A 25,022-nucleotide genomic window follows, 5' to 3' on the forward strand; every position below is an offset into this window, starting at 1 on the left:
TTTATCAGTCAGTTATACATTATTATCAAATATTGCAACAACCCGACTCCATGAAGCATCCGCTTTCTCTAATTTTATTGGAAAACAACACACTTTAAATCCATAAGGTTTAGGGATACTGTTTAAATTACAGAGTCGTTCTATTTGCAAATAAGGATGATCCCGTCCGATAAAATGAGAAGGCCATAAGCAAGCTTTATTCCCCGTCTTTTTATAATCGTTAATCATCGCTATAAAGGGCCGATCAAAACTGAATGCATCTGTTCCAATAATCTTTACGCCTTGCTCTACTAACCATTGAACAGCACTGCTTTCAATAGCTCTATAGTGAGTAAAATAGGATTTTGAACCTACTAATTTATCAGCGCCAGTACTTATAAGAACAATATCATTTTCTTTTATTTTATAATTGATTTTCTTTAACTGGTTTTCTATCGCCTGTTTATCAATTAATTGATCATTTTGGCTAAAATCAAGTAATACACCATAACTATAAAACCAATCTAAAGGAATATCGGTAATTGTTGCCGGCTGCTCTTGCCCTTTACGCCACCCATAGTGATAAGGTGCATCAATATGCGTTCCGGTATGAGTTGTCAGTCGATAATACATAAGTGATAATCCCATATCATCAGGGAAATCACGATGATCAATTATCCACTTTTTGCGTTTAAAGAGTTTTATAAAGACTCTTTTCCACCATGAACTGGTATGGAAATACAAATAACTCTCACCTAATTTATTGGCACCTTCTTTATGATCGACTATTTCCCTCGTGACTTTTTCAGGCTCCCAAAAATCACTATCTATAGGAACACTTAAATCAATAATATTATCCATCTTTGTTCCTTATAATTTCAGAGTAATTTATTCTCTTAATATTCGGAGTGGGAATTATCTTCTTTTGAGACAAAGCACAAACAAATTCCTGATGATGAATTAGCAATGTACTTTCCTCCAGTTCTCTCATATTTTTCACAGAAACAGCACTATTAACCAATAGCTCTTCATGCAAAGTCGAAGCAAATAATTTAATATATGCTTCAAGTCTAACCCAATAATATAATGATATTAAACAATAATAATTTTTAAACCCGGGGCTGACACCTAATGATTGTTTTAACATGATACCTTTCATATATTCCAGTTTTTCATCCTTAATAAAATACTCAACAATTTCTGAGATTTTTATCTTAGAAGGAGTGACTTCAATATCAACACCCATCTCTCTTGAACTAAGGCCAATAGCACAATAGTTTCCTGAGGCACTCAGTGAAAAATAGTATATGAAGTCTTTCTCCGTGGATATATAAGGTTTTCCGTTATCATTCGTTATTATTTCATAATCCGATAGATATTGATTTAAAACATAACGCAATGCAACCCTTCTAAATATAAACTTTTTTCTTCTATCCGCTAAACAGATCTGATTATAGCGAGCAATATCATAACCATAAACTAACTGCTCAATAGACGCTAAATCAATATCATCGATTTTTACAATCCAAAGATCAAAAAAATCAGATGATAAAGAGATATTTCCCATGATTAGTAATTACCTAATCCACCACACACATTAAGCGCCTGAGCGGTTACAGCCCCAGCGAGCGGAGATGCGAGATAAGAAACCATTTCAGCAACTTCATTAGGTTCAACATATCTTCCGATAGGAACACGTTCTTCTACTCTTCTTTTCGTTTCTTCTTTATCAGTACCCCAAATCTTAGCGTAATGTTCTCTGACACGCACGGCCATGTCGCTTTCAACAAACCCAGGGCAAACTGCATTAACGGTGACGCCTGAACCATTACGCGCTAATTCAAGCCCCAAGGATTTGGTAAGACCGACAACACCATGTTTAGAGGCGGAATATGGCGTACCATAAATAACACCTTGCTTACCGCCGGTTGATGCAATATTGATAATTCTTCCACCCGATAGCATTAGCTTTCTTGTCAGAACTTCATGTATGACAAAGTAAGTGCCATTTAAATTAACGTTTATTACATTTTGCCAAGTTTGAGGACTTATTTCAGCGGTAATTCCACCACCGGAAATACCTGCACAATTCACTAGTACGGACAGCTTATTATTTTCAAGCTCCAGTTGATCAAAAGCTTTGCTGACATCTTCATGATCAGAAACATCACAAACTATTTTTTTTGCAAATTGATTACCATATTTATTACGTAGCTTACTAATTGCATTATCGAGACGATCAGGAGTGCGTGATAATAATATTGGCTCAAAACCATCCTCAGAGAGTTTTTCTGTAATTGCGAAACCAATATCTCCTGTCGCACCAGTAATAAAGGCATATTTCATCTGAATTATTCCTATCGTTATTTGTATTGTTTTTATTTACAGAAACTACGACTACCGCTTACATGTATTATTCATAGATTAGTGACAATTTCTGTCAGCATTAACAAAAAATATTCACAACATTTCATTTAGATCAATAATATGCTAACGTTATATTTACAACATCTTATAATATCATTGCATTTTATAATATCACTATATAAAGCTATCATGTTTTTTAATAAAGTAGTCTTTTAGAGTTATGTTTCACTATTAATTAATACTTATATTCATAGGAATATAACCATTTAATCTAAAAAACAGGTGATGCAAACCGATATCCGGCATATCAATATTGGTTATAAAAAATAGGCGAGGTACTACTTAGAAATGTTATTTAATCGAGGATCAAATAAATGGTCAGTGATAATCACACTATTTAAGAAAGGTCGAAAACCAGGATGCTGCGGATTAACAAATAGGTTATTCTCTTGGAATTCCAACGACCCCGTGCATCTGGGCTCCGTAGCTTATCCACGCTGAAGCCTTATATTTCTTCTTAATAATCCGATACGCAATCATGAAAAAACGCCATGTTCTAGTCGGCCAATAAGATCCAACACTTCCAAGGCACCGCTTTCAGAATCAATCATACTTTCTGGTGTTTCACCGCCGAGACCCCGAACAGGCCTACTCATCCAATTAACTGCTTTACCTTTATCACCCTCAAACAAGGCAACTGCGGCATCAATCACACGAACCAAGCGTGCAATGCGTTCGCTTTGATCTAGGGATAGTGTCTGTGGCCCAGATTTTCGGCGAGACACATTTCTGGTACTAATTCCCGCCATCTTGAGGATGTTAGATTTCTTAAAACCAGACCATACATGAATTTCATCAATAACAGACGTTGGTAACCCTTTTCTGAGTTGAGCGACAAAATTCGGCCCACTGCTCGCATTAAAACCAACAATGCGCCAAAGTTGATCGCTTACCGGTTTATGTGATGGTGTATATGTACGCATAATACCTCTGTAAAAACATAGCTTTCTGTAATCACGCCTTCATTTTCCATAATATCCACCTTAATCAGTACCAGAGCTGAATAAGCAAAACCATATCAAATTTAATATAAAAAGAAAATTATTCACAATAAGAGATGAACACTACCGCCCCTTTAACTGTACATCTAAAAATTTAGCCATATCAGCATTCATTATTTGGTGAACAGCGTGCCGATCAATACCTGGTGGATCTTGGCACAACTCTGGTGCCCTGTTAGCCAAATTAACAGAACATGGCGAAAGAAAGACAAAATGGCCTGCCCCTGGAATCATTCTAAATTCAGGTGATGATGGCAGTGTTCGGATAAGCGCAATTGAATTATATTCATTATCAAGCTGATTATCTTTCTCCCCAGCATAAAGGAAAATAGGAGCATGAATATTTTTTACTGACTCAGTCGAAAAAAAGACATTTAATGGCGCCATCAAAACAAATGCACTGATACGGGGATCAGACTTAGGCAAAATATCAGGACGATCATTTTCGATCTTTCCTTTATCTTCGCAAACAGGGGCATCCAATCTAGATGAACAATATTCCTCCAGGCGTTGAAAATCCGCTTGTGCACCTGCAAGAAACAGCCCCGTTCCCCCACCTGCCGAGAATCCAATAAAACCAATTTGATTACTGTTTATATAAGGTGCTAAGGATGGTTCTTTTAAAGCCGCAGTGATTGCAGCAGAAACTTGTAGAGGACGACCATAAATAGTACTGGTAGCCCCAATACCAGATGCATCTTTATAATTATCCCCCGGATGTGTAAGAGTTATAACAATGTAGCCTCTTTTAGCAAGATAACTGGCAAGATCATGATGTCCCCACAAGCTTCCTAAATTACCATGGGAAATAACAACAAGAGGGTATCGCCCTGACGTAATTTTGGCCGAATTAATTGCCCAAATATCGTCAGGCCCGACAGAACTTATTCCTTCTCCTTGTGTTGAACTGGGATAAAAATAAGCAACCTCCATTGGATGATGGCTGATGGGATCAAGAACAGCAAGGCGTTTAAATCCGGCATTTAAGTATTCCTCTGCATAAGCAGAGATACTATATCCACATAAAACCAGTAAAATAGCTAAAATAGCTAAAATAGGAGGTAATTTCATTTTTACTCCGAAAATTCACAATATTAATGTTAAAGCACCATAGCCAAATCTAATATGGTTCAGCTTCAAACTAAAGCTTCATTTTCGCTTAATTGATCAAAATACCCAACAGCATACAAAATTTACTCCCACTGATCATTGAAACTACAATTTTACCCTTACATAGCTAAAATCCCCCAACCTCAACAGCAAATAATGACCATAATTTATTATCAACCAAAATACAATAACGACAGAAAACACCAACCAAAGATAAAATTTAAGATTATGTAGGTAAGAGGATGGTAAATAAAAAAGCTCAATGAAATCTACGCGTATCGGTATTCTAATGATTTAACCTTTTACTCGAACAGAAACCTGCCTGATAATCAATAAATCTGGATTATAAGCAGGAAAATCAAAAATACTAAACAACACGCGGAGAAATATTTACGTTCCAACGAATGTATATGGATACAACACTTTATCCGATATATTTAATATCTTATAGTGAGATGTTATATCATTTTCAGGCCAATATTATTATCATTAAGTTCTAAAGTCAGTATCTTATTGCCTCCCCCCCGATTACTGCCAGGGATCTCTACTGCATCATCATAATTGAATGCTCTATTTAAAGAATACTTAACAGCATTTTCATTTGGTGGATTCCAATAATCCTGAAATATCCAAACATCAATTTCAGATTTACATTCTCTGCCAGTATAGAGATGAATTGCCTTATTGGGTTCATACTTATCACCTATCCAGGGAGCCCATAAATCACCATGCCATTCAGACATCTTATCCACAGTAAAATTCTTTCTGGCAATATATCCATGCTCAATGACAAATATGCAAGGCGTTTTATTATAAATGGATTTAATATTTGTCACTCCCGCGATAATATTAACAGCTGGTTTATTCTTAGTGTCAATTAATTTCTCTTCCATTGTATTCACCTATATTAATTAATAAGTTCAATAATAATCATGATAGGATTTCTAATAGCTTCATCCTTTCGCACACTCTCACCCAGCATTGGCTCAAATTATTCTCTAATGATAATTCCCTCCAGTGACATTATACTTTCAACAACATTCCATTTTTATTAATTACGCCAATGATCTTATATCAATGATTAGCCTTAAACTTAAATATAGCTCAAAATTGCTATTTTAGCATTAAGGCTAGATCACATATCTATCGTTGTTTTCCTTTAACCGTTACTGTAAGAATTATTCATTAAACTCTTAGCATCTCTTTTCAACACTTGAGCTAATTTTCTGACGTATATCGGTAATATTAGAGCGCTAACCATAGACAATATGAAAATAGGCTGTACGCTCTCAGCAGTAATCGCTTTACCGTTTAAAAAGATGGAGGAGAAGAAGAACACCACACCGGCACCCAGATTGGATAACGCCATCTGAAGGGCACCAAACCCTGCACGATTTTCAGGCGTCGAAGCATAAGAAGCCAGCACATTGGCCGCCATCACCTGCACATAAGTCGCGAACATAAAAAGGGCAAAGAATAGATATCCGTTCATTTTCCCCATCAATCCCAGAAGGATATTAGCAATAAATAAAGCTGCCGCCGCGATGGTAATTTTCTGAGGCGGATATTTATCACAAAGCTTTCCAGTTAAATAAGTCCCCAACCAGGAAGCCAGACCACCAATAAAGAATACCAGTGAAACCCGCTCTTCCGGAACATAAAACACATTTGTTAATAGTGGGACAAGTATCGGAATAAGCATGAAGGGGCTAAAGTTACTGACACCACTTGCTAACCCGGCCAATGCTATTTTTTTTGTCAGCACAATTTTATTCTGGCTATTTTTTACCTTCTCTGTTCCTGGAATAAAGCAGAGGATCAGAGGCAAACTCACGATGCATAAAATAACAATCAATAAAAAAGGCATTTTCCAGGTGAAACTCGTCGCCAGATATAAACACAGCGGCATACCTAAAATACTCACGAATGAAAAAGAGGAAAACGCAATCCCCAGTACCTTTCCCCGCATATTTTCTGGGGAATTATTCAGTAAGATCCCAATCCCGACCCCCAATGTCACGCCACCAAATAGACCAGCAATCATACGCAGCAGAATAAGTTGGTATGGCTCTGAGGCAAAAATTGTCAGGAAAGTAATCAGGCCGAGAAGTAACGTGTTTAGAATGAGAACCTTTCTTTTATTAAAGCGATCGATAAAGAAAAAGGATGCCAAACCAGAAAAGACTGAGGCGAGAACATAAGTACCGGCAATCACTCCCGCCATAGTCACAGGCATGTGAAAATCATTGCACATATACACAAAAAGCGGAGTCACCATCATGTACTCCAACGCATTAATAAACTGAACTAATGCGACAACCATCGCAATAACAACTATCTGATTACTTTCAATTAACTTTGACATTATGAATTCCAATTCCAGCTGGCGTAAATTTCATCTATGTAGAGAGCAATTTACCTCACTCACAGATTAAAAAAAAGCCTGGTGTATCATCACAGTAAGTGCCTAACGTAACCAGACTTCTGAGGCGACACCGAGAATGGCAAAACAGAATAATCAAACAACGACAATGTTTGCCCTACACGGGCTTGTGGAAAATGGAAAAGGTCAATGATCCTTGTGCTCCTGACAAACCATCCAATTGTGGCGGAGAATGCGGTACCAATGACACCGGTAAATATTGCTTCCAGTTACCTCAAAGTATCCGGTTTGACCTGACAGCTTACGATAATACTGGCACTCATCAGCAAACTGTAAGAGTGTATATTGACGACCTTCTGGTAGATAGATTAACCAGAGGAGGAACAGATAATGTCATTGGCGTTAAAACCTATACATCAGGTACAGGTAAAGTCTGTATCGAAATTGTCGGGGATGGCAAACCATGCAAACTCCGTTATGCCTATAGCCCACTCGACGAAAAACCGGGGACAGTCATCATCGGTGCTGAAAATGGTATTAATAATAACTACAATAACAGCATGGTGGTATTGAACTGGCCGTTGTTGTAAATTGCAAATTTCTTAGTGAATTTCACCATAGATAGAAATAAGATTTATCAATAAATTAAAGCGGTGTTATGCCGATTTTTTCATAATAAAATAAAAACATTACAAAAAAATAACATTATCCTTTATCAAAAGTAAAAAACCATCAAAACCATTAATTGAATATATATTTAAGGAAGATAAAAAACACAAAATAATATTTTTTCATCTTATTTCATTCATATATCCATCACCTTTATCATATATTTATTTTTTTTACAAAAATATTGCGACATTAAATCCATTAATGATTTGTTAACATATAATCTTGATCCTAATAACCAGTAGAGTTAATTTAAATAATGCAAACAATCCTGTAGCATCAATTAGGCAAGTAATACAGCAGAATTAAAATAGAATTTCTTAGTATCATTCTTGCCTTATTTTAGCTAAAACAGGAAACTTGCATAACACGTTAAAATATAATTATCAAAAAGGACATATAATAATGAATACAAATACCTACCTCTTCCTCAATACAGAAAATATTAAATATTATGATGACCCACAAATAAACAAAGGGACCACTCCACAGCCTATCAGTAAAGATTGGCCTAACCTTCCTAATGAGTTTCAAAGACATATTGACGATGTGATTAACTTAAATGGTTATTTGTATTTTTTTAAAGGCTCGCAATATCTTAAATTCGATATAGCGAAAGCACAGGTAAGTGAAGGGCCAAAACCAATTGTGGATGGGTGGCCTGGATTAAAAGGAACCGAATTTGAAAACGGAATAGATGCAGCCACAGAATGGGTAGACGAAAAACAAAATATTGTTTATTTTTTTAAAGGAAGCCATTATCTCAAATATACTATCAGTTCACACACGATTTATATGGATACTATATCAGCCGGGTGGGGAACAATTAATAAATATGCAAAGTACAGTAATAATCTAGATTCCGTTATTTTATGGAGAAATATTGCCAGCTATTTTATTTACTTTTTCAAAAACAATAATTACATCCGATATAATACGCAAACAGGCGCTATTGATAATGGACCTATACCCATCCAATCTGGTTGGCCTGGAGTAACCTTCAACAAAATTCAAGCCGCAGTATCAGTTGACGCAGATTTGTTAGGCAGTAAGCGGGACAATAATAGTGGAAATTGTGGAGTATGCGGTACCAATGACACAGGTAAACACTGTTTTGAATTACCTCACAGTATTAGATTTGGCCTGACAGCCTACGCCAATACAAGCACTCATCAGCAAACTATAAAAGTGTATATTGACAACCTTCTGGTAGATACATTGACCAGAAGAGGAACAGATAATGTCCTTGGCGTTAAAACCTATACATCAGGTACAGGTAAAGTCTGTATCGAAATTGTCGGGGATAGCAAACCATGCAAACTCCGTTATTTCGATAATACCCTTGACGGAAAGCCTGGAGCCGTTATCATCGGCGCCGAAAATGGTAACAAAAATAACTATAATGACAGCATAGTGGTACTGAACTGGCCGTTGTTGTAAATTTCTTACTAAAATAATATTACAGCTATGCACATTCATCTCTATATTTGACCAAAGTTAGACAATCTTAAGAGTTCCTGTGTAAATATTTATCCGCTGGTTTAAATATGGGGCTAAAAAAAGCCCCTTTGTATATGTCATGTAAGATATACCCTTCATCTTTCAAGTTGCTGCTTTGTTGGCTGCTTTCACTCACCCCAGTCACAGAGTTATCTATGTTCCTGGGGATTTGTTCACTTGCCGCCGCGCTGCAACTCGAAATCTATTAGGTATAGCTAATAACCAAATTCAACACTCCATTTTAAAAATCTCGGAAAAACATGGCACGATCAAACGGTGTTCTATAAAGCGAATTTTGTTGATCTATTGTGGTCGCGTTAGAAGACATTCCAAACATAATCCCTATCTGGCCTGACGCAAGATTCCCAGTCATCAGCGTGTTCATATTATATTGGCAAAGTTCTACCTTCCATTTATCTGCCACAGTGTTATACCACTCGACGATTAATGTACCGTTATTCTCAGCGAGCAATCCAATACGCCAGCGTGACCAAGTATTTTTCGGCCACTCATAACTCAGCGCAACGCCAGCATGAGTATTACCCAACATCGGTTGGCCTTTGTAAATACCATCTGTTTGTTTACCAACAAAATTTACTGACTGAATCAAATTAGCCGCTTGAAGGTTCCAAACCATGGCATAAGGCGTTGCAGTATCAATCGAAGTACCCAATGGAATGTTTGATGGCATCCATTGAGGCTTACCTTTATACCCCCCAGTCAAGTGAATCGCCATATAGCCGTAACCAATATTTCGATATGTACCGCTTGCACTGGTTTTCTTGGATAATACACACACTGTAATTTCAGGGTATGGATTACAAAATAAATCAAGCTCACAATAGCAATGTCTGGCATCAACAGGTATATCTGTTGCAATCCCGAAACATTGACTACCATAACTGCTAGATTTAGACAAAGTTTGCGCCTTGAAAGCTTTCCTTCCCCCAACACTGACGATATCCCAAGCGCTAGTCGCATAGGCTGAATCCTTAAACAACACGCCAACTTGTTGTGTTGTCGCATCTATCCACCGACCTTCATGATACAAATTTGGCTCCCATACCGTTATTGGAACGGAATTGGAATTAGATAAATCTTCAATTGAGATTGAACTTTCATGTTGTTCTAATTTCATGACTAAAATATCCCCCTATATAAAGATAAAATTACACTTCAATCTTACTTTTTATACCTAAAATCAAGGTTAGATTTAATTTAAAAATAAATAAAAATCCTCATAATTATTTAAAAAAAGAAGAAAAATCCAACCAAACAAAATAAAATACCAGCCACAGGAATTTAAAAAATCAAACAAAAACAAACAGCATTGAATTCACTAATGAATTGTTAATATATAGATTTATTTATAATCCATTAATGGTATTAATTTTTATATATACAAAATAACTTTTCAAAACATGGATCACTTGGAGAAAACTCAGTCCAATTTTTGTGATCTGATCAATTGCAAAAAATCCCAAACCACTAAACGGAATGAATTATACCTATCATAGCACTGATACCCCGTAATGAACGACACCAGATAAAAAATAAGAGAAATGATGAAACTTTTGTATCTAAATTATCTGTAAATTAAATATTAACATTGAGTTAAAAATCAGTGAAAATAATATACATCATCTATCTATTTAATTAAGCCATGAACTTTATTAATAAAAAACAGTGATGTTTGTTTAATTTTTAAAGAGATAAATAATAGAATCCTATGATAAGGTAATTTGTATAAATTAAAAATTAGGATAAACATTATAGAGGGATCTAAATAAGAAAAAACGAAAATAACTAACCTAGGAGTATTAATTATGGCAATTGTTTTTGCATCAATAGATCCACGTAGCAATCCCTTACAAACATCAAACCAAAATTATGTGGATATACCTGGTTTGGAACTTAATGTTTCAAAGTATTCGAATTCACCATGCTTAACAGCATTAATCACGTTAAATATACCAACTCCCTACGCTTCAGGTAACAATTTTCCTGGAGGTAACTTTATTATTGTAACTGATAAAGGCGAACAATTGGCTTTCGGTGGATTTACTTACAATAATAAGAGTCCAGAATCCTATGGACGTATGCCATTCACACTGGTCGCCCGTTGTTCTCTTGCGTCTAATATTTCTACTATAAAAGCTCAATGGAGTAATGTACGTGGTAGCACGGTACATATCGATTCATATGCATCTATCTCTGCGGTTATTCAGTGCAACCATTTGGCTTAATTAATTTCAGCGATTATACCCTATAGATTTCAAGATGCATCGCGACGGCAAGGGAGCGAATCCCCGGGAGCATAGCGAACTATGTGACCGGGGTGAGTGAGTGCAGCCAACAAAGAGGCAACTTGAAAGATAAAGGGTATATATGGGGCCAGGAAGAAAGCCCCTTTACATATATCACACAAGATGGTTAATAATCCAATTCAATACTCCATATTAGAAATCTTGAAAAAATATCGCTCGATCAAATGGTGTTCGGCAAAGAGAATTTTGTGAATCTATTGAGCCAGCATAAGAAGACGTACCATATACAATCCCAATCTGACCTGACGCAAGATTTCCCGTCATAAGCGTGTCCATATTATATTGGCAAATCTCTACCTTCCATTTATCGACCACAGTGTTATACCATTCGATGATTAATGTACCATTATTTGCCGCAAGCAATCCAATTCGCCAGCGTGACCAGGTATTTTTGGGCCATTCATAACTCAGTGGAACACCATAACCATACTCATCATCACCTAATGTCGGTTGCCCTTTATAAATACCATCCGTTTGTTTGCCAACAAAATTAACTGACTGACGCACAAAATCAGGCTGATGATTAAGAACTACGACATAAGGCGTTGCAGTATCAATCGAAGTACCCAATGAAATGTTTGATGGCATAAATTGACGCTTACCTTTATACCCCCCGCTCAAGTGAATTGACATATAGCCGTAACCAATATCTTGATATGTACCTCTTGCACTGGTTTTGTTGGATAGCACACGCACTGTAATTTCAGGGTATGGATTACAAAACAGGTCAAGTTCACAATAGCAATATCTGGCATCAACAGGCGTATCTGTTGCAATTCCGAAACATTCTTGACAACAAACTGACATAATTGATCTAGATAAAGTTTGCGCTTTAAAAGCTTTCCTTCCCCCAATACTGACGATATCCCAAGCGCTAGTCACATATTTCGTATCCTTAAACAACACGCCAGCTCGCTGTGTTGTCGCATCTATCCATCGACCTTCAGGATATAAATTTGGTTCCCATACCGTTATTGGAACGGAATTGGAATTAGATGAACTTTCAATTGAGATTTGATGTTCATGCTGTTCTAATTTCATGACTAAAATATCTCCTATAAAAAATACAATTACACATTAATCTTGTATTTTATACCTTAGATAAAGTTTATTTTTAACTCTTAAATAAAGTAAGTCACACAAAATACAACAATATTAAATCCATTAATGAGTTGTTAATATATAGTCTTGCTTATGACTTATCATCAGTATTAGTTTAAATAAAATAAATTTTCCTATTCACCAGACAGATAAGCAATATGAGAGCGTTAAATCAGCATATCTTAATATTATTCTCACCAATTTCAGTTGTAAAAAACAAATTTAAACAACATATTAAATCCAAATCACCAATAAGGATATATAAATGAATACATCAAGTTATCTTTTTCTTGGTTCAGAAAATATTAAACACAATCAGAAATCGTATGAAGCAGATATTGGTTATCCTCGGCCTATAAATAACGATTGGCCTGATCTTCCTATTGAGTTTCAAAGACATATTGATGATACGATCAATTTAAACGGCTATTTATATTTCTTTAAAGGCTCGCAATATATTAAATTTGATATCGCAAAAGCAAAAGTGATTGACGGACCAAAACCTATCATAGAAGGATGGCCGGGATTAGCAGGAACGGAATTTGAAAACGAGATAGACGCCGCTACGGAATGGCCTTATGTAGAAAAAACAGGTATGACAGATGTCGTCTGTTTCTTTAAAGGCGGTGATTGTATTGACTATACGGTGAGTTCACATACTGTTAGCAAAAAAACTATCGCAGACCGATGGGGAATAACAGAACAATACTCAGAATTTAGTGAAAATCTGGATGCAGCTATTCTATGGACCAATATTGCTAGCCCTTTTCTTTTCCTGTTCAAAGACAATTCGAACATCAGAATTAATTTGAAATCGAATACTATTGATGGTCAAGCCCCCATTGGCGCTAATTGGCGTGGAGTGACCTTTAAAAGAGTTCAAGCCGCGATATCACTTGATATAGATTTATTAGGCAGCAAGATGGGCAGTGACAGTAATACAAATACCTATTTCTTTCTTAATTCAGAAAATATTAAATATAATGATCCATTAAATAATATAGATATTGGTTATCCCCGGCCTATAAATAACGATTGGCCTGATCTTCCTATTGAATTTCAGAGACATATTGATGATGCGATCAATTTAAACGGCTATTTATATTTCTTTAAAGGCTCGCAATATCTTAAATTTGATATCGCAAAAGCAAAAGTGATTGACGGACCAAAACCTATCATAGAAGGATGGCCGGGATTAGCAGGAACTGAATTTGAAAACGGGATAGACGCCGCCACAGAATGGCCCTATTTAGAAAAAACGGGTACGACAGATGTCGTCTGTTTCTTTAAAAGGAGTGATTGTATTGACTATACGGTGAGTTCACATACTGTTAGCAAAAAAACTATCGCAGACCGATGGGGGATAACAGAACAATACTCAGAATTTAGTGAAAATCTGGATACAGCTATTCTATGGACCAATATTGCTAGCCCTTTTCTTTTCCTGTTCAAAGACAATTCGAACATCAGAATTAATTTGAAATCGAATACCATTGATGGTCAGGCATCCATTGGCGCTAATTGGCGTGGAGTGACCTTTAAAAGAGTTCAAGCCGCGATATCACTTGATATGGATTTATTAGGCAGCGAGGTGGGCAGTGATAGTAATACAAACACCTATTTCTTTCTTAATTCAGAAAATATTAAATATAATGATCCATTAAATAATATAGATATAGGTTATCCTCAACCTATCCGTAACAATTGGCCTAATCTGCCTATTGAGTTTCAAAGGCATATCGATGATGTGATTAATTTAAATGGTTCTTTGTATTTCTTTAAAGGCTCGCAATATCTTAAATTTGATATTGCAAAAACACAAGTGATTGATGGACCAAAACCCATTATAGCGGGATGGCCGGGATTAGCAGGAACGGAATTTGAAAACGGGATAGATGCTGCCACAGAGTGGATAGATACAAAAGAAGATATTGTTTATTTTTTTAAAGGCAAAGAGTGTATCGATTACACTGTGAGTTCACATACCATTGATAAAAAAACCATTACAGAAAGATGGAGAATTACCGGGGAATACGCGAAATTTAGCGCGAATTTAGATGCCGCGATTTTATGGCGTAACTCCGGTTATTTTATTTATCTTTTCAAAGGCAATGAGTATCTCCGCTTACATCTAATGTTGAATAGTATGTATGGTAAACCCGATCTTATTCAAACTAAATGGAAAGGCGTCACTTTCAATAAAATTCAAGCGGCAGTATCGGTTGATATCAATGCATTAGGTACTGATATCAATGGTAGCTGTGGCGGAACATGCGGTACTAATAATACCGGTAAACACTGTTTTAAATTGCCTCATAGTATCCGGTTTGGCCTGACAGCTTACGTAAATACCGACATTCATCAGCAAACCATAAAAGTGTATATTGACGATCTTCTGGTAGACACAGTAACCGGTAAGGGAATAAGTCACATAATAGATGTCAAAACCTACACATCCGGTACAGGAAAAATCTGCATCGAGATTACCGGAGATGGCAAACCATGCAAACTCCGTTATGCCTATAACCCACTCGACGAAAAACCGGGAACCACCATTATCGGTGTCAGCAATGGAACCAATAACAATTACGACGATAGTGTGGTAGTGTTGAATTGGCCATTATCATAAGACAAAAATGTATCGCTGTTATATCTGAAAGCAGAAAAGTTAAAAAATCACCAAAATAATGTTTAACTCAACTATGATTAAGGATACACACTAATGAATACCAATACCTACTTCTTTCTTAATACAGAAAACATTAAATATTATGATGATCCTCAAATAAACAAAGGAGACACTCCCCAGTCTATCAGTAATGACTGGCCCAACCTGCCCATCGAGTTCCAAAAAGATATTGACGATGTGATTAACTTAAACGGCTCATTATATTTTTTCAAAGGATCGCAATATCTTAAATTCGACATCGCAAAAGCACAGATAATCGATGGACCAAAACCCATTGTGGATGGATGGCCTGGGTTGAAAGGAACTGGGTTTGAAAACGGTATAGATGCAGCCACAGAATTGACAGCAAATACCGTTTATTTTCTTAAAGGCAAAGATTGCATCGATTATACAATGAGTTCACATACAGCCAATAAGAAAACTATCTCAGACCGATGGGGAACCACAGGGAAATACTCAGGATTCAGTGAAAATCTGGATGCGGTTATTTTATGGAAGAATATTGCCGGCTCTATAATTTATCTTTTCAAAGGCAATCGCTATATCCGATATAACACGAAATCGAATGCTATTGATGGTGGACCTACCGCCATTCAAACCTATTGGCATGGAGTGACTTTCAATAAAATTCAAGCTGCGGTATCGGTTGATACCGATCTATTAGGCAGTAACAGCAGTGGAAATTGTGGCGGAACATGTGGCACCAACAACACCGGTAAACACTGCATCCAGTTACCTCACAATGTAAAGTTTGGCCTGTCTGCCTACGTTAATACCGATATCCATCAGCAAACGATAAAAGTGTATATTGACGACCAGCTGGCAGATACATTAACCGGTAAAGGCATAAATAGCGTATTGGGCTTCAAGACCTACCTATCAGGCACAGGCAAAGTCTGCATCGAAATTACAGGAAATGGCAAACCATGCAAGTTACGTTATGCCTATAACACTCTTGACTCAAAACCAGGAACAACCATTATCGGCGCTGAAACGGGTACCGCCAATAAGTATAACGACAGCGTAGTGGTGTTGATCTGGCCGCAGGCGTGAATCACAAAAAGTAAAAATATAAATAACGTTTCATAATTCTGCTACTCATGGCCTTATTAACCCATTGTTATACATGGAATTATGAGTGGTATAAGATGTAGCGCTATTTTGGAATCTTATTTATACCGAAGATCAACAGTGATCATACAGCCACATTTTGGGTTGTGTTGGTTGCTATACATTTTTTAGCCTAAAGATAAAGAATTTTTAAATCTTTAATTCTTTATATATCAGGCATATAGTTTTAACTCTTTGACTTTATTAGAATTAATCTTGTCAGGGTTGCGCATTTAGAGGTACACTATATGTGTAAATTGCCAGTTTGGTATTTCGAAAAAGTCTTGGAGGTTTCTATGTTTTGCGAAGAAAAAGTAGCCCAAATGGCTGCTTACTTGCTGCATAAGCGCGGCGGGTGCATGGCATATCTGAAGCTTATGAAGTTGCTTTATCTGGCAGATAGGGTATCTATGAATGACTATGGCTACCCTATCACTGGTGATCGAATGGTATCTATGCCTAGAGGGCCAGTTTTATCGCAAACCTTAAATTTAATTACTGGAGATTACGCCAGTGATGAATTTGGGTGGGGGGCATGGATTAAAAGTGAAAAGAATTATGAAATTTCACTCAAACGGAAAGATGTAACAAGGGATGATTTTGAATCTCTTTCTGATGCTGAATTAGAGGTTCTGGATGCCATTTGGGAACAGTTCGGTCATATGAGCCGCTTTGATATTGTGGAGTATACCCATAAACATTGTACTGAGTGGCAAGATCCAGGCGGCAGTTCTTATCCTATTTCACCAAGTTCTGTTTTTATTGCTGTCGGTAAATCACCAGAAGTTGCTGAAAAATTAGCGCGAGAGTTAATAGAAAGGCAACAACTGGACTGTTTTCTTCAAGGATTGCGGTGATGCCGGGTGGGATTTTAAGGAAAGGAAGTTTACTTATCCCATCCGGGTATACAGATCACTTATATATTATCTGCTGTAATCCAGTTTTTTACCCTAAAAAAACTAAGACATGTTTTCTGGCTGTAAATATTAGCTCTTTGAAACCGGACATACCGTATGATCGAACATGTATATTGAATTGTGGCGATCATCCTTTTATTAGACATCCGAGTTTTGTTTTCTATGGTCGTGCTGATATTTTTGGTTCAGTAACAGTTGAGCAGCATATGGCTGCTGGTGATATTAAAATCCATGAACCATGTGGTGATTCTGTTTTTGATCGGATTCTTTCTGGGTTCGATATATCTCCGCATGTAACTTTAGAAATTAGAAATTTCTATAAAAAATATTGTATTAATTAGGGGCTGTTTACCTTTCGGGTACATAATTTATTCAGCCCACATAGGCAACCAGATGATGATAAAACCCAGAGCTAGCATACTGGCGTAATTAACCTGAACTCTGCTTAAGAAAGGAAAGAAAAAAGGAACTAAAAGCCTAAGGCACGATCAAAGTTTTTGTATAGAAAATAAAATCGTGGAGATCCTCAGGCTATGATGACTTTAGAAGAACTTTACTGCTGCGTCGATGATTTTTGCCAAAAATTTATTCCGCTTTGGGAACAACAGCTCATCGAGAATAACCTGCTTAAACGCCATCGCGCAGCTTCCCTGTCACTGAGTGAAATCATGACGCTCCTCATTTTATTTCACATGAGCCACTATCGTCATTTCAAAGCGTTTTATATTGAGCATGTGCAACAGTATCTTAAGGCTGATTTCCCCCATTTGGTCAGTGACAACCGAATAATAACCTTGAAGAAAAGCGCGATTATCCCGTTGTGCGCTTTTCTTTCTTCACGCAAAGAAAAATCACAAGGCATTGCTTTTATCGACTCCACCAAAATCGCCGTTTGCCATAATCTTCGTATTCCCCGAAATAAGGTTTTTAAAGGGGTAGCACAACGGGGGGAAACCAGTATGGGGGGGTTTTATGGTTTTAAACTTCATTTGGTCATTAATGATCGTGGGGAGCTTTTGTCTGTCAAATTAACGCCGGGAAATACAGATGATCGCCATCCGGTTAAGGAGTTGGTAAAAGGATTAACAGGACATCTGTATGGCGACAAAGGGTATTTATCACAAGTGTTCGTCGCAATATGAAAGCCAAGTTTTTATCGCTTTGGGATAAGATTATGTTAAGAAAACGTTTTTTGATAGAGAGTGTGAATGACCAATTGAAAAATATTTCTCAGATAGAACATTCACGACATCGGAGTATAGTCGGCTTTTTGTTGGAGGTCGTATCGGGCTTAATTGCCTATACATTCCAACCGAAAAAACCGAGCTTAAATTTACGTGATTCTGAAATCGCTATCCTTAAGCAAAGCTAAGGTTAATTACACTGCAACTTATCGTATCTTGTTGCTATTGCGCGAAAATGTTTAATTCTGGTAAACGTATTTTCCACCAAGTAGCGGTAACGATAGAGAGCATAAAATCTATGGTCGCCCCCGTTTTTGCAACACCAATTTTGATTTATGATGGGCTTGCTTAAATCTATCCGGCGTCATAGGAGCAAAAATGCCCGCGCCCTAATGAGTTCCGCGCCTGACGCGCCTAAAAAAGTGTTCGGCTTCAATGAGCCATTTTTATGCCTAGGTTTTCATCAGGCCGTTTAGCCGTTCATGTCATCAATAATCAGTCTTCGCAAAACCAAGATGGGTAACTTGTTTACATTAACAATACTGTCCCTGCTCAGGCGGGAAGATTAGCGTTACCGCGTGAACACAGTATGTTGTGATGGCCCAAGCTATCCGAGCCAGTTTATTCGCCAGTGCACAAGCCACTACGCAGGAATGTTTTCTTGCCAACTGTATCCTAACCCAGTCGGCTAGTCTTCCCGATTGATGGTCTATCCGCTGGATAAAGACCCGGGCACACTGGACTAAAAGTCGTCGCAGGTTCTTGTTGCCACGCTTGCTTATTCCCAACAGCGTATTTTTACCCCCGGTACTATATTGTCGTGGAGCCAGTCCTGTGGATGCCGCAAAATCCCGACTGTGGGCATATTGTTGTCCGTCACCGAGCTGAGAGGATAAAACGCTGGCCGTAATTGGACCGATCCCCGGGATAGTCATCAGTCGCTGTCCCGTCTCATCACAGTTCAGAACTTTTTCCAGCTCACTATCAAGCTCAGTAATTTGTTCAACCAGATAGAGATAGTGAGTATGTAACCGCATGAGTAACTGGATCAAATAGGGTGGGAGTACATTTTCAGCCAATACAGTTGAAAGCCGTTTTATCACCGCAGTCCCTATCGGCAGACTAATACCAAATTCCAGTAAAAAAGCCTGCATCTGATTGGTCGTTTTTACTTTATCCCGGATCATGGATTCTCTAACCCGATGTAATGCACGCATTGTCTGTTAAATCTCTGTTCTCGGCTGGACAAAGCGCATAGAAGGACGTGAGGCAGCTTCACAGATGGCCTCAGCGTCAACAAAATCATTTTTATTGCTTTTAACGAAAGGCCGGACAAACTGGGGTGAAATTAATTTCGTGTCATGGCCTAAATCAGCTATCCGTCTTGCCATGAAATGTACGCCGGCACAGGCTTCCATCACAACAGTTGCCGATGAGCAATCGGCGAGAAACTCCATCAATTTAGTTCGGGTAAACTTTTTACGGAGAAGAGCCTGACCTGATTTATCCTGACAGTGGATATGAAAGATATGCTTGCCGAAATCGATACCGATAAGTGTAATATTATTCATGGTAATGGCCTCTTTAAAAATAATCACCCTGTTAACATTACACCTACAGGGTGGGGGCGGCCATCTCATTAAGTCTGGGGCACTTGAGTTATTTAGCGGTAAAATGGGTAACTCAACCGGACTGTTACCCATTATCGGCCCATGAATACTTATACGTTAAGCTTGCCAGGTTGTTTATAGCGCTATCGGCCCTGACCGTTGCGCGTAAATATCAGCTGCCCCCCACCCAAGGATTTATGCAACGACATCGCACAGATCATATAAATCTCTCACGACGCATCGCAAGCTACGACATCAGGAGACACCCCCATATATTGCCATGTACTGTCACTTGTTCTATTAGTTGGAAAGTACCAGTAACTTGTTTTTAGTAATTTAAAATACTCTTTTTCTTGATGTTGGTATGGGTTTTTGTAAATATAAATGTCCCCAATAGAGCCTGTATTGCCACCATCCCCCCATATTTTGCATTTCGCCTTCATTGGGTTCCTGCTTATGATTTTATCGCGCCAGTCTGAAATTTTATAAAAATCAGACATGATTATTCCCGTGGTATTTTGCCTTGGGAGATTGTCAATCAGGTCTATTGTGAAAGGTGTCATTTCATTATGGTAACAAGCAGGATCGCAGCCAATAACTTTGTTGGCGGATAAGTATATCATATATATTTTGTTTTCTTTGGTGGCATTGTTCGCGCCTTTAACTCCATCTTCAATATTTTGCTTCTTATCCTCAAATGAAGGGGCATTCCACAAATCAAATATTTTTAAGCTGGAGTAATTTATATTTTTGGGTTCAGATTCTCCATCACTATTATAATTCTTAAGAATTATAATCTTCCCTCTCACCTCAGATAATTTAGGATTTGTATTGGAGCCATCATACAAAGAAATTCCTGAGTCGCGGAAATTTTCATATACTCGTTTCGCAAAGTCAACACGTTCGGAATCATTATCCTCCTCATCTTTTACTCTTAAAAATATTACTTCTGTTTTATATTTTTCCAGGAAGAGTTTCATGTATGAAAGGACTTGATTCAGACTCATATCGGAAACTTTTTGTGAACCATGGTAAAAATTAAGATTTGGGGAGTCGCAGTGCCTCTTTAACCTGAAGTCAAACACTCGAGCTCCTTTGGCAAGTTGACCATGTTTTCCCGTAATTTTAAGATCTTGAGTCCTAATATATCCAAAACCTGTTACCTGGTCTATTTCGGAAGTCGCTGAATCATGAGTGCCAGGAATAGACATTCCCGCAATCGTTACATTATCATCAACACGTCCCATCCAATTTGCCTCAGGGGTATCAGGCAGGCTCATGTCCATATCATTCATGGAACAGTCATTTGCAGCACAACCTGCACAGAGAAAAACAAACAATGTGAGAATAATTCTGCTGATCATTATTATTTCCTTCAATTATACAGGCACCGTGTAAGTAGGGCTTACCCTATGGCTGCCGTACTAAAATGCAGTGAGAAGTATCTGACAGTTCGGCCTGAAACATAGCACTTATTAGTCAATATCCTCCATTATCAATAATATTTACATGAAACATATTTCACTTGAGTTTTCTGTGTTATTTCAAGATAAGTATTTATCAATAATTATTGTAGCACACAATTTTTAAAATCAAATTAATTAATATCATACATGTTATCAATTTAAAACATAGTTCTGGTTTCACAAACATATGAAGGAAAAACAGGTTTTCTCTGGGATAGGTTTATTTTTTCACGAATGCACTCACCTTATACTTCATTAATGATGTAAGAATAGTTGTGATTATTTTTCTCGGAAATTATTTCCATAATAAATAAATCCATAAAATTATTTAGTTCACTAAATAATTTTATGGGTCTTCTATATCTCAATGTGAAGATTAATAGGATTTTATAATTTAGTGGAAAATAATAAATCTTTAGCTATATTATAATTAATAATACGACAAATAAAAAGAGTAATGCCTTTTTTAAATAAAGGATAAGGTTTCATAATAGTGCTACACCCATTTTTTGTCTTCCTGGTTCTTGCTGTGATGAAAACGATTTCAAAAAGGCATCAACATAATTAAGTAACTGCCACATAAATTGACAACAATGATTTCGCGTTATTGTCTCATGGAGCGATTGCCATAACCGTTCTATTTTATTTAGCCACGGTGAATAGACCGGTGAAAACAACAGGGTAAATTTGGGATGTCGTGCCAGCCAGTCCTTTACCTTCTGACTTTTATGAATACAGTAGTTATCTAAGATTAATGTGAAGGTTTCCGCATGGGGATATTGATGATTCAGTTCATCTAACATTTTGATAAATAAATCAGAGTTCTTTTTGATTCCTTTAACATAGGTGACTTGCTCTGTTTGGGCATTGAGGCAACCCGCAAGGTAATATTTTCTATTTTTCCCCGGGGGGATAACCCGTTTTGTTGTCCTTTGAAACACAAGTCCGCTCCGATTTTCGGATTTAAATCAATATCCACCTCATCTTCATAGAAAACGGGATGTCTTTCTGAGATATTCGCTTTAGCTTCCGTGACCTTTGCCATTTTTTCATCATATTCAGGATCAGGTTGTTTTACCGTTGGTGCCGCTCTGCGCCAGACAATCCCCACCTGAGCAAAGTAACGATAGAGTACATTTTGTGTCAGAGAGAGGTTGAGTAATTCATTGAGGGTATGAGTCATGAGCCCAAGACTCCAGCGAGAGCAGAGATAACCTAACTCTTGGGGATTGCTGTAATAAGAAAAGCAATAGGTTATAGAGCGGGGTGAGATCCCAGACCACAAGTCGGCCAGCCGATAAACTTTTGAGCCCTTCCAGCCCATATAATGTAAACCACTCAACCCAACGATTGACGGAAGAGCATGCGTCATGAAGGATTTTGGCGACATAAGTCACTGTCAATCCTCCATTGAGCATCAATAACGCTGTTAATCGACGGGAATAGTTCTTATCACGGGTTTTATGGATAAGTTTTCTCATTTTCTGGCATTCATCTTGAGGTATAGATGCTATGATAGGCATCACTCAGTCCGTATTGGGGTTTGGGATTTTTCGCAATTGATCAGATCGCAAAAATCGGACTGAGTTCCCTCCAAGTGATCTATTATTTTGAAAAATTATTTATTGTCCTGGCAAATCCAGCAACACCAGTAGAGATGAAATTTATCCATCAATTGAAGCGGCGTTATGTCGCTTTTTTTGTGTTCCACGATAGATATATCAGTAAAAAGACTCTTCCTTTAGGGCTATGCTACATAGTGATAAACAGAAGAAATAATATTTCAACTTTTAGGTAATGTAATAACCGGGAAATAACCTGCAATCCGCCAAATAACCCCTCATTCGACAAAAATTAACTTTTTTATCTTTTCTTTCTCTATCTCCCATTGCTATGAATATTCAGTAACGCAGGAATTCAACCCTATTTCAGGCCCACAAAGGATCACAGAAAAGGCGAGATAACCCGCTTGTTACGATAACCAAATCCTGAAATGACACCAGGAATATATGCAAGAAATGGCATTATAGAATGGAAAGTAATTTCAGGGAGGTATCAATTGTTCAAAGAAAAATAACATACTTTCCGAGGAAATGATGGAGAATGTACTTAAATATGGAGATACCGTGACAATATTAAACAGCTATAAGAATTGGAGCGGCGGATATCTCAGTGTATTTGGCAACGGTAATAAACCCGGTACCAAATATGCCGTTGTCACAGTAGATGCATCTTTAGCTATTTATGGTGGAGCATGGCGAATTGAGTCAGCAACAGAAAAACCGACCGGGAGTGAGATAATGAATAATGATATTATCTTACTTCACAACCTGTATTACTGTGATGGCGGTTACTTACGGTACTATGATGTGAGGGATCAAGATGAGCAATCAACGGAGATACACCAAGTCTACACCTCAGATATCCGTAAAAAAGCAAGCTTGGAATGGGTTATTTATTGCGAAACTACGCCGCCAAATGGAAGCATCAGAGAAGGCGATAGCCTTTCTCTCTATAATCAGTGGGGAAACAAAGGCTTCCTCGATACCCATAATCATGCCGGAGACACAGGTTCGTTATATCAAGTATTTATGTCCAATAATGCTGCCCGTAAAAGCCATACCGGTTTATGGAAAATGACAAAGGTGAATGATCCTTGCCCTCCCCCTGATGTATTAACCAATATCATGCCATTGTGGCGCAAGATGCGGTAATAACAAGCATCGTTATAACTCAAATGAAGCTGGCAAGAGCGAATAAAACCGGCTTTTGTGCGTTTTAGCCAGCAAATAGACAGAGAGGATATTTATTCACGAAGCGTCTAAAAATTATCAATAAATTGGCTGGCAGAAGATCAAACACGCCCCGATAAATACAAGCCTGATTATTTTCAGGCTCAAACCGTTATGTGGTTCCTCCACTGCCATCATTGGATTAATTTTTTGTTCCTGGATTAATAAAAAATAAGCTTAACATAATAAGCTCCCACACTATAAAGTCATCCCTCTATCAATTAGGAAAACTTACTAAATAGTGAAGTAAGTCTAATACCTAAGATAAATCATGGATTAGTCCATTATCATCAATTAATTTTTATAGCACCTTTTGTCATAAGCATATTGGATAGGATTTCTCGAGCTGGTCATTTTATCCATCCATGTACCACATTAAATGAATTAGCAATAAATAAGTGAAAATAGAAAGGAATACTTATGAATTGTCACACAAAGAAAGCTAGCTTGATCTTCGCAACTAACCTTCCGAGACGTGCTAATTCTAAGCCATGTCATGGTGACTGTTATGCAAAATAAAACATCATTGTTATCAGGTACACTCGAACAACATGAGTAGCGAAAAGAAACGCCGCATTAAACGTATCGCGGTAACCCTGCCAACACTGCTGGGGCCGTATCGGGATATTGAAGCCACGCTGACAATGGATGCGGAAATCGCCACATGATCGGGTTGCCAACTTGAGTGACATCATTGTGCATCTGAATTACATCATTAGAGACGCGTAAATTTCTTTTCTTTGTCTATCACAGGTCC

General features: G+C 37.5%; 19 protein-coding genes and 5 pseudogenes. 11 read left to right on the plus strand and 13 right to left on the minus strand.

From position 1 onward, the window contains the following. Positions 1-12 precede the first annotated feature (12 nt). The 7 genes from ACGF63_RS13660 to ACGF63_RS13690 all read right to left on the minus strand — a co-directional run bounded on the left by ACGF63_RS13660 (position 13) and on the right by ACGF63_RS13690 (position 6,882). Entirely contained in the window at positions 13-840 is an 828-nt protein-coding gene (locus ACGF63_RS13660; RefSeq protein ID WP_152963772.1) for a cyclase family protein, read from the minus strand. Then, positions 833-1,546, minus strand: a complete 714-nt coding sequence (locus ACGF63_RS13665; protein ID WP_152963773.1) for a 4'-phosphopantetheinyl transferase superfamily protein — start codon at positions 1,544-1,546, stop codon at positions 833-835. The genes ACGF63_RS13660 and ACGF63_RS13665 overlap by 8 nt, the downstream gene beginning before the upstream one ends. 2 nt (positions 1,547-1,548) lie before the next feature. Further along, positions 1,549-2,325 (minus strand): SDR family NAD(P)-dependent oxidoreductase, encoded by a 777-nt coding sequence (locus ACGF63_RS13670; protein WP_036844653.1) that lies wholly within the window; start codon positions 2,323-2,325, stop codon positions 1,549-1,551. Positions 2,326-2,882: 557 nt separating this feature from the next. Further along, positions 2,883-3,329, minus strand: a complete 447-nt coding sequence (locus ACGF63_RS13675; RefSeq protein WP_152963774.1) for an antitoxin Xre/MbcA/ParS toxin-binding domain-containing protein — start codon at positions 3,327-3,329, stop codon at positions 2,883-2,885. A gap of 141 nt (positions 3,330-3,470) precedes the next feature. Further along, on the minus strand, positions 3,471-4,478 hold the full coding sequence (locus ACGF63_RS13680) for an alpha/beta hydrolase family protein (protein ID WP_387631442.1): 1,008 nt from the start codon (positions 4,476-4,478) through the stop codon (positions 3,471-3,473). Between the two features lie 497 nt (positions 4,479-4,975). Further along, positions 4,976-5,410: a hypothetical protein gene (locus ACGF63_RS13685; RefSeq protein WP_036844658.1), complete on the minus strand. Its 435-nt coding sequence runs from the start codon at positions 5,408-5,410 to the stop codon at positions 4,976-4,978. 266 nt (positions 5,411-5,676) lie between these two features. After that, positions 5,677-6,882, minus strand: coding sequence for an MFS transporter (locus ACGF63_RS13690; RefSeq protein ID WP_152963776.1), 1,206 nt, complete (start codon positions 6,880-6,882; stop codon positions 5,677-5,679). Between the two features lie 194 nt (positions 6,883-7,076). On the opposite strand from ACGF63_RS13690, the gene ACGF63_RS13695 reads away from it, so the two are divergent. Both ACGF63_RS13695 and ACGF63_RS13700 read left to right on the plus strand, forming a co-directional pair. After that, entirely contained in the window at positions 7,077-7,490 is a 414-nt protein-coding gene (locus ACGF63_RS13695; RefSeq protein ID WP_152963777.1) for a fucose-binding lectin II, read from the plus strand. 484 nt (positions 7,491-7,974) lie between these two features. Then, the gene (locus ACGF63_RS13700; protein ID WP_387631445.1) at positions 7,975-9,009 is read left to right on the plus strand and encodes a fucose-binding lectin II; all 1,035 of its coding nucleotides are present in this window, start codon (positions 7,975-7,977) and stop codon (positions 9,007-9,009) included. A 301-nt stretch (positions 9,010-9,310) separates the two neighbouring features. Here the strand turns inward: ACGF63_RS13700 and ACGF63_RS13705 are convergent, their stop codons facing one another. Then, positions 9,311-10,207 carry a hypothetical protein gene (locus tag ACGF63_RS13705; protein WP_152963779.1) on the minus strand — a complete coding sequence of 299 codons (897 nt, stop codon included), beginning with the start codon at positions 10,205-10,207 and terminating at the stop codon, positions 9,311-9,313. Between the two features lie 688 nt (positions 10,208-10,895). On the opposite strand from ACGF63_RS13705, the gene ACGF63_RS13710 reads away from it, so the two are divergent. Further along, on the plus strand, positions 10,896-11,315 hold the full coding sequence (locus tag ACGF63_RS13710) for a hypothetical protein (protein WP_152963780.1): 420 nt from the start codon (positions 10,896-10,898) through the stop codon (positions 11,313-11,315). A gap of 213 nt (positions 11,316-11,528) precedes the next feature. On the opposite strand, the gene ACGF63_RS13715 is transcribed toward ACGF63_RS13710, so the two are convergent. Continuing rightward, a complete protein-coding gene (locus ACGF63_RS13715) occupies positions 11,529-12,437 on the minus strand; it encodes a hypothetical protein (RefSeq protein WP_387631447.1) in 909 nt (302 codons plus the stop codon). 325 nt (positions 12,438-12,762) lie between these two features. Between ACGF63_RS13715 and ACGF63_RS13720 the strand changes: the two are divergent. The 6 genes and pseudogenes from ACGF63_RS13720 to ACGF63_RS13745 form a co-directional block, all read left to right on the plus strand. Next, positions 12,763-13,014 (plus strand): annotated as a pseudogene (locus tag ACGF63_RS13720) (hemopexin repeat-containing protein); the annotation flags it as partial. A 405-nt stretch (positions 13,015-13,419) separates the two neighbouring features. Then, positions 13,420-15,126 (plus strand): fucose-binding lectin II, encoded by a 1,707-nt coding sequence (locus ACGF63_RS13725; RefSeq protein WP_387631481.1) that lies wholly within the window; start codon positions 13,420-13,422, stop codon positions 15,124-15,126. A 93-nt stretch (positions 15,127-15,219) separates the two neighbouring features. After that, positions 15,220-16,239: a fucose-binding lectin II gene (locus ACGF63_RS13730; RefSeq protein WP_387631450.1), complete on the plus strand. Its 1,020-nt coding sequence runs from the start codon at positions 15,220-15,222 to the stop codon at positions 16,237-16,239. 305 nt (positions 16,240-16,544) lie between these two features. Next, a complete protein-coding gene (locus tag ACGF63_RS13735; protein ID WP_387631453.1) occupies positions 16,545-17,153 on the plus strand; it encodes a Panacea domain-containing protein in 609 nt (202 codons plus the stop codon). Next, a complete protein-coding gene (locus ACGF63_RS13740) occupies positions 17,153-17,554 on the plus strand; it encodes a hypothetical protein (RefSeq protein ID WP_152963785.1) in 402 nt (133 codons plus the stop codon). The genes ACGF63_RS13735 and ACGF63_RS13740 overlap by 1 nt, the downstream gene beginning before the upstream one ends. 192 nt (positions 17,555-17,746) lie before the next feature. Next, positions 17,747-18,585, plus strand: a pseudogene (locus ACGF63_RS13745) (IS982 family transposase). 2 nt (positions 18,586-18,587) lie between these two features. Here the strand turns inward: ACGF63_RS13745 and ACGF63_RS13750 are convergent. The 4 genes and pseudogenes from ACGF63_RS13750 to ACGF63_RS13765 all read right to left on the minus strand — a co-directional run. Then, a pseudogene (locus ACGF63_RS13750) lies at positions 18,588-18,689 on the minus strand (IS5/IS1182 family transposase); the annotation flags it as partial. A 241-nt stretch (positions 18,690-18,930) separates the two neighbouring features. Then, a pseudogene (locus tag ACGF63_RS13755) lies at positions 18,931-19,968 on the minus strand (IS110 family transposase). 269 nt (positions 19,969-20,237) lie between these two features. Continuing rightward, positions 20,238-21,371 (minus strand): phosphatidylinositol-specific phospholipase C domain-containing protein, encoded by a 1,134-nt coding sequence (locus tag ACGF63_RS13760; protein ID WP_152963786.1) that lies wholly within the window; start codon positions 21,369-21,371, stop codon positions 20,238-20,240. 587 nt (positions 21,372-21,958) lie between these two features. Further along, positions 21,959-22,996: pseudogene (locus ACGF63_RS13765) on the minus strand (IS630 family transposase). Between the two features lie 603 nt (positions 22,997-23,599). On the opposite strand from ACGF63_RS13765, the gene ACGF63_RS13770 reads away from it, so the two are divergent. Both ACGF63_RS13770 and ACGF63_RS13775 read left to right on the plus strand, forming a co-directional pair. Beyond that, positions 23,600-24,187 carry a hypothetical protein gene (locus tag ACGF63_RS13770; RefSeq protein ID WP_245219003.1) on the plus strand — a complete coding sequence of 196 codons (588 nt, stop codon included), beginning with the start codon at positions 23,600-23,602 and terminating at the stop codon, positions 24,185-24,187. A 629-nt stretch (positions 24,188-24,816) separates the two neighbouring features. After that, positions 24,817-24,933, plus strand: a complete 117-nt coding sequence (locus ACGF63_RS13775; protein WP_162524239.1) for a hypothetical protein — start codon at positions 24,817-24,819, stop codon at positions 24,931-24,933. The last annotated feature ends 89 nt before the right edge of the window (positions 24,934-25,022 follow it).

The organism is Photorhabdus sp. RM322S (assembly GCF_042879395.1).
Lineage (GTDB): Bacteria > Pseudomonadota > Gammaproteobacteria > Enterobacterales > Enterobacteriaceae > Photorhabdus > Photorhabdus khanii.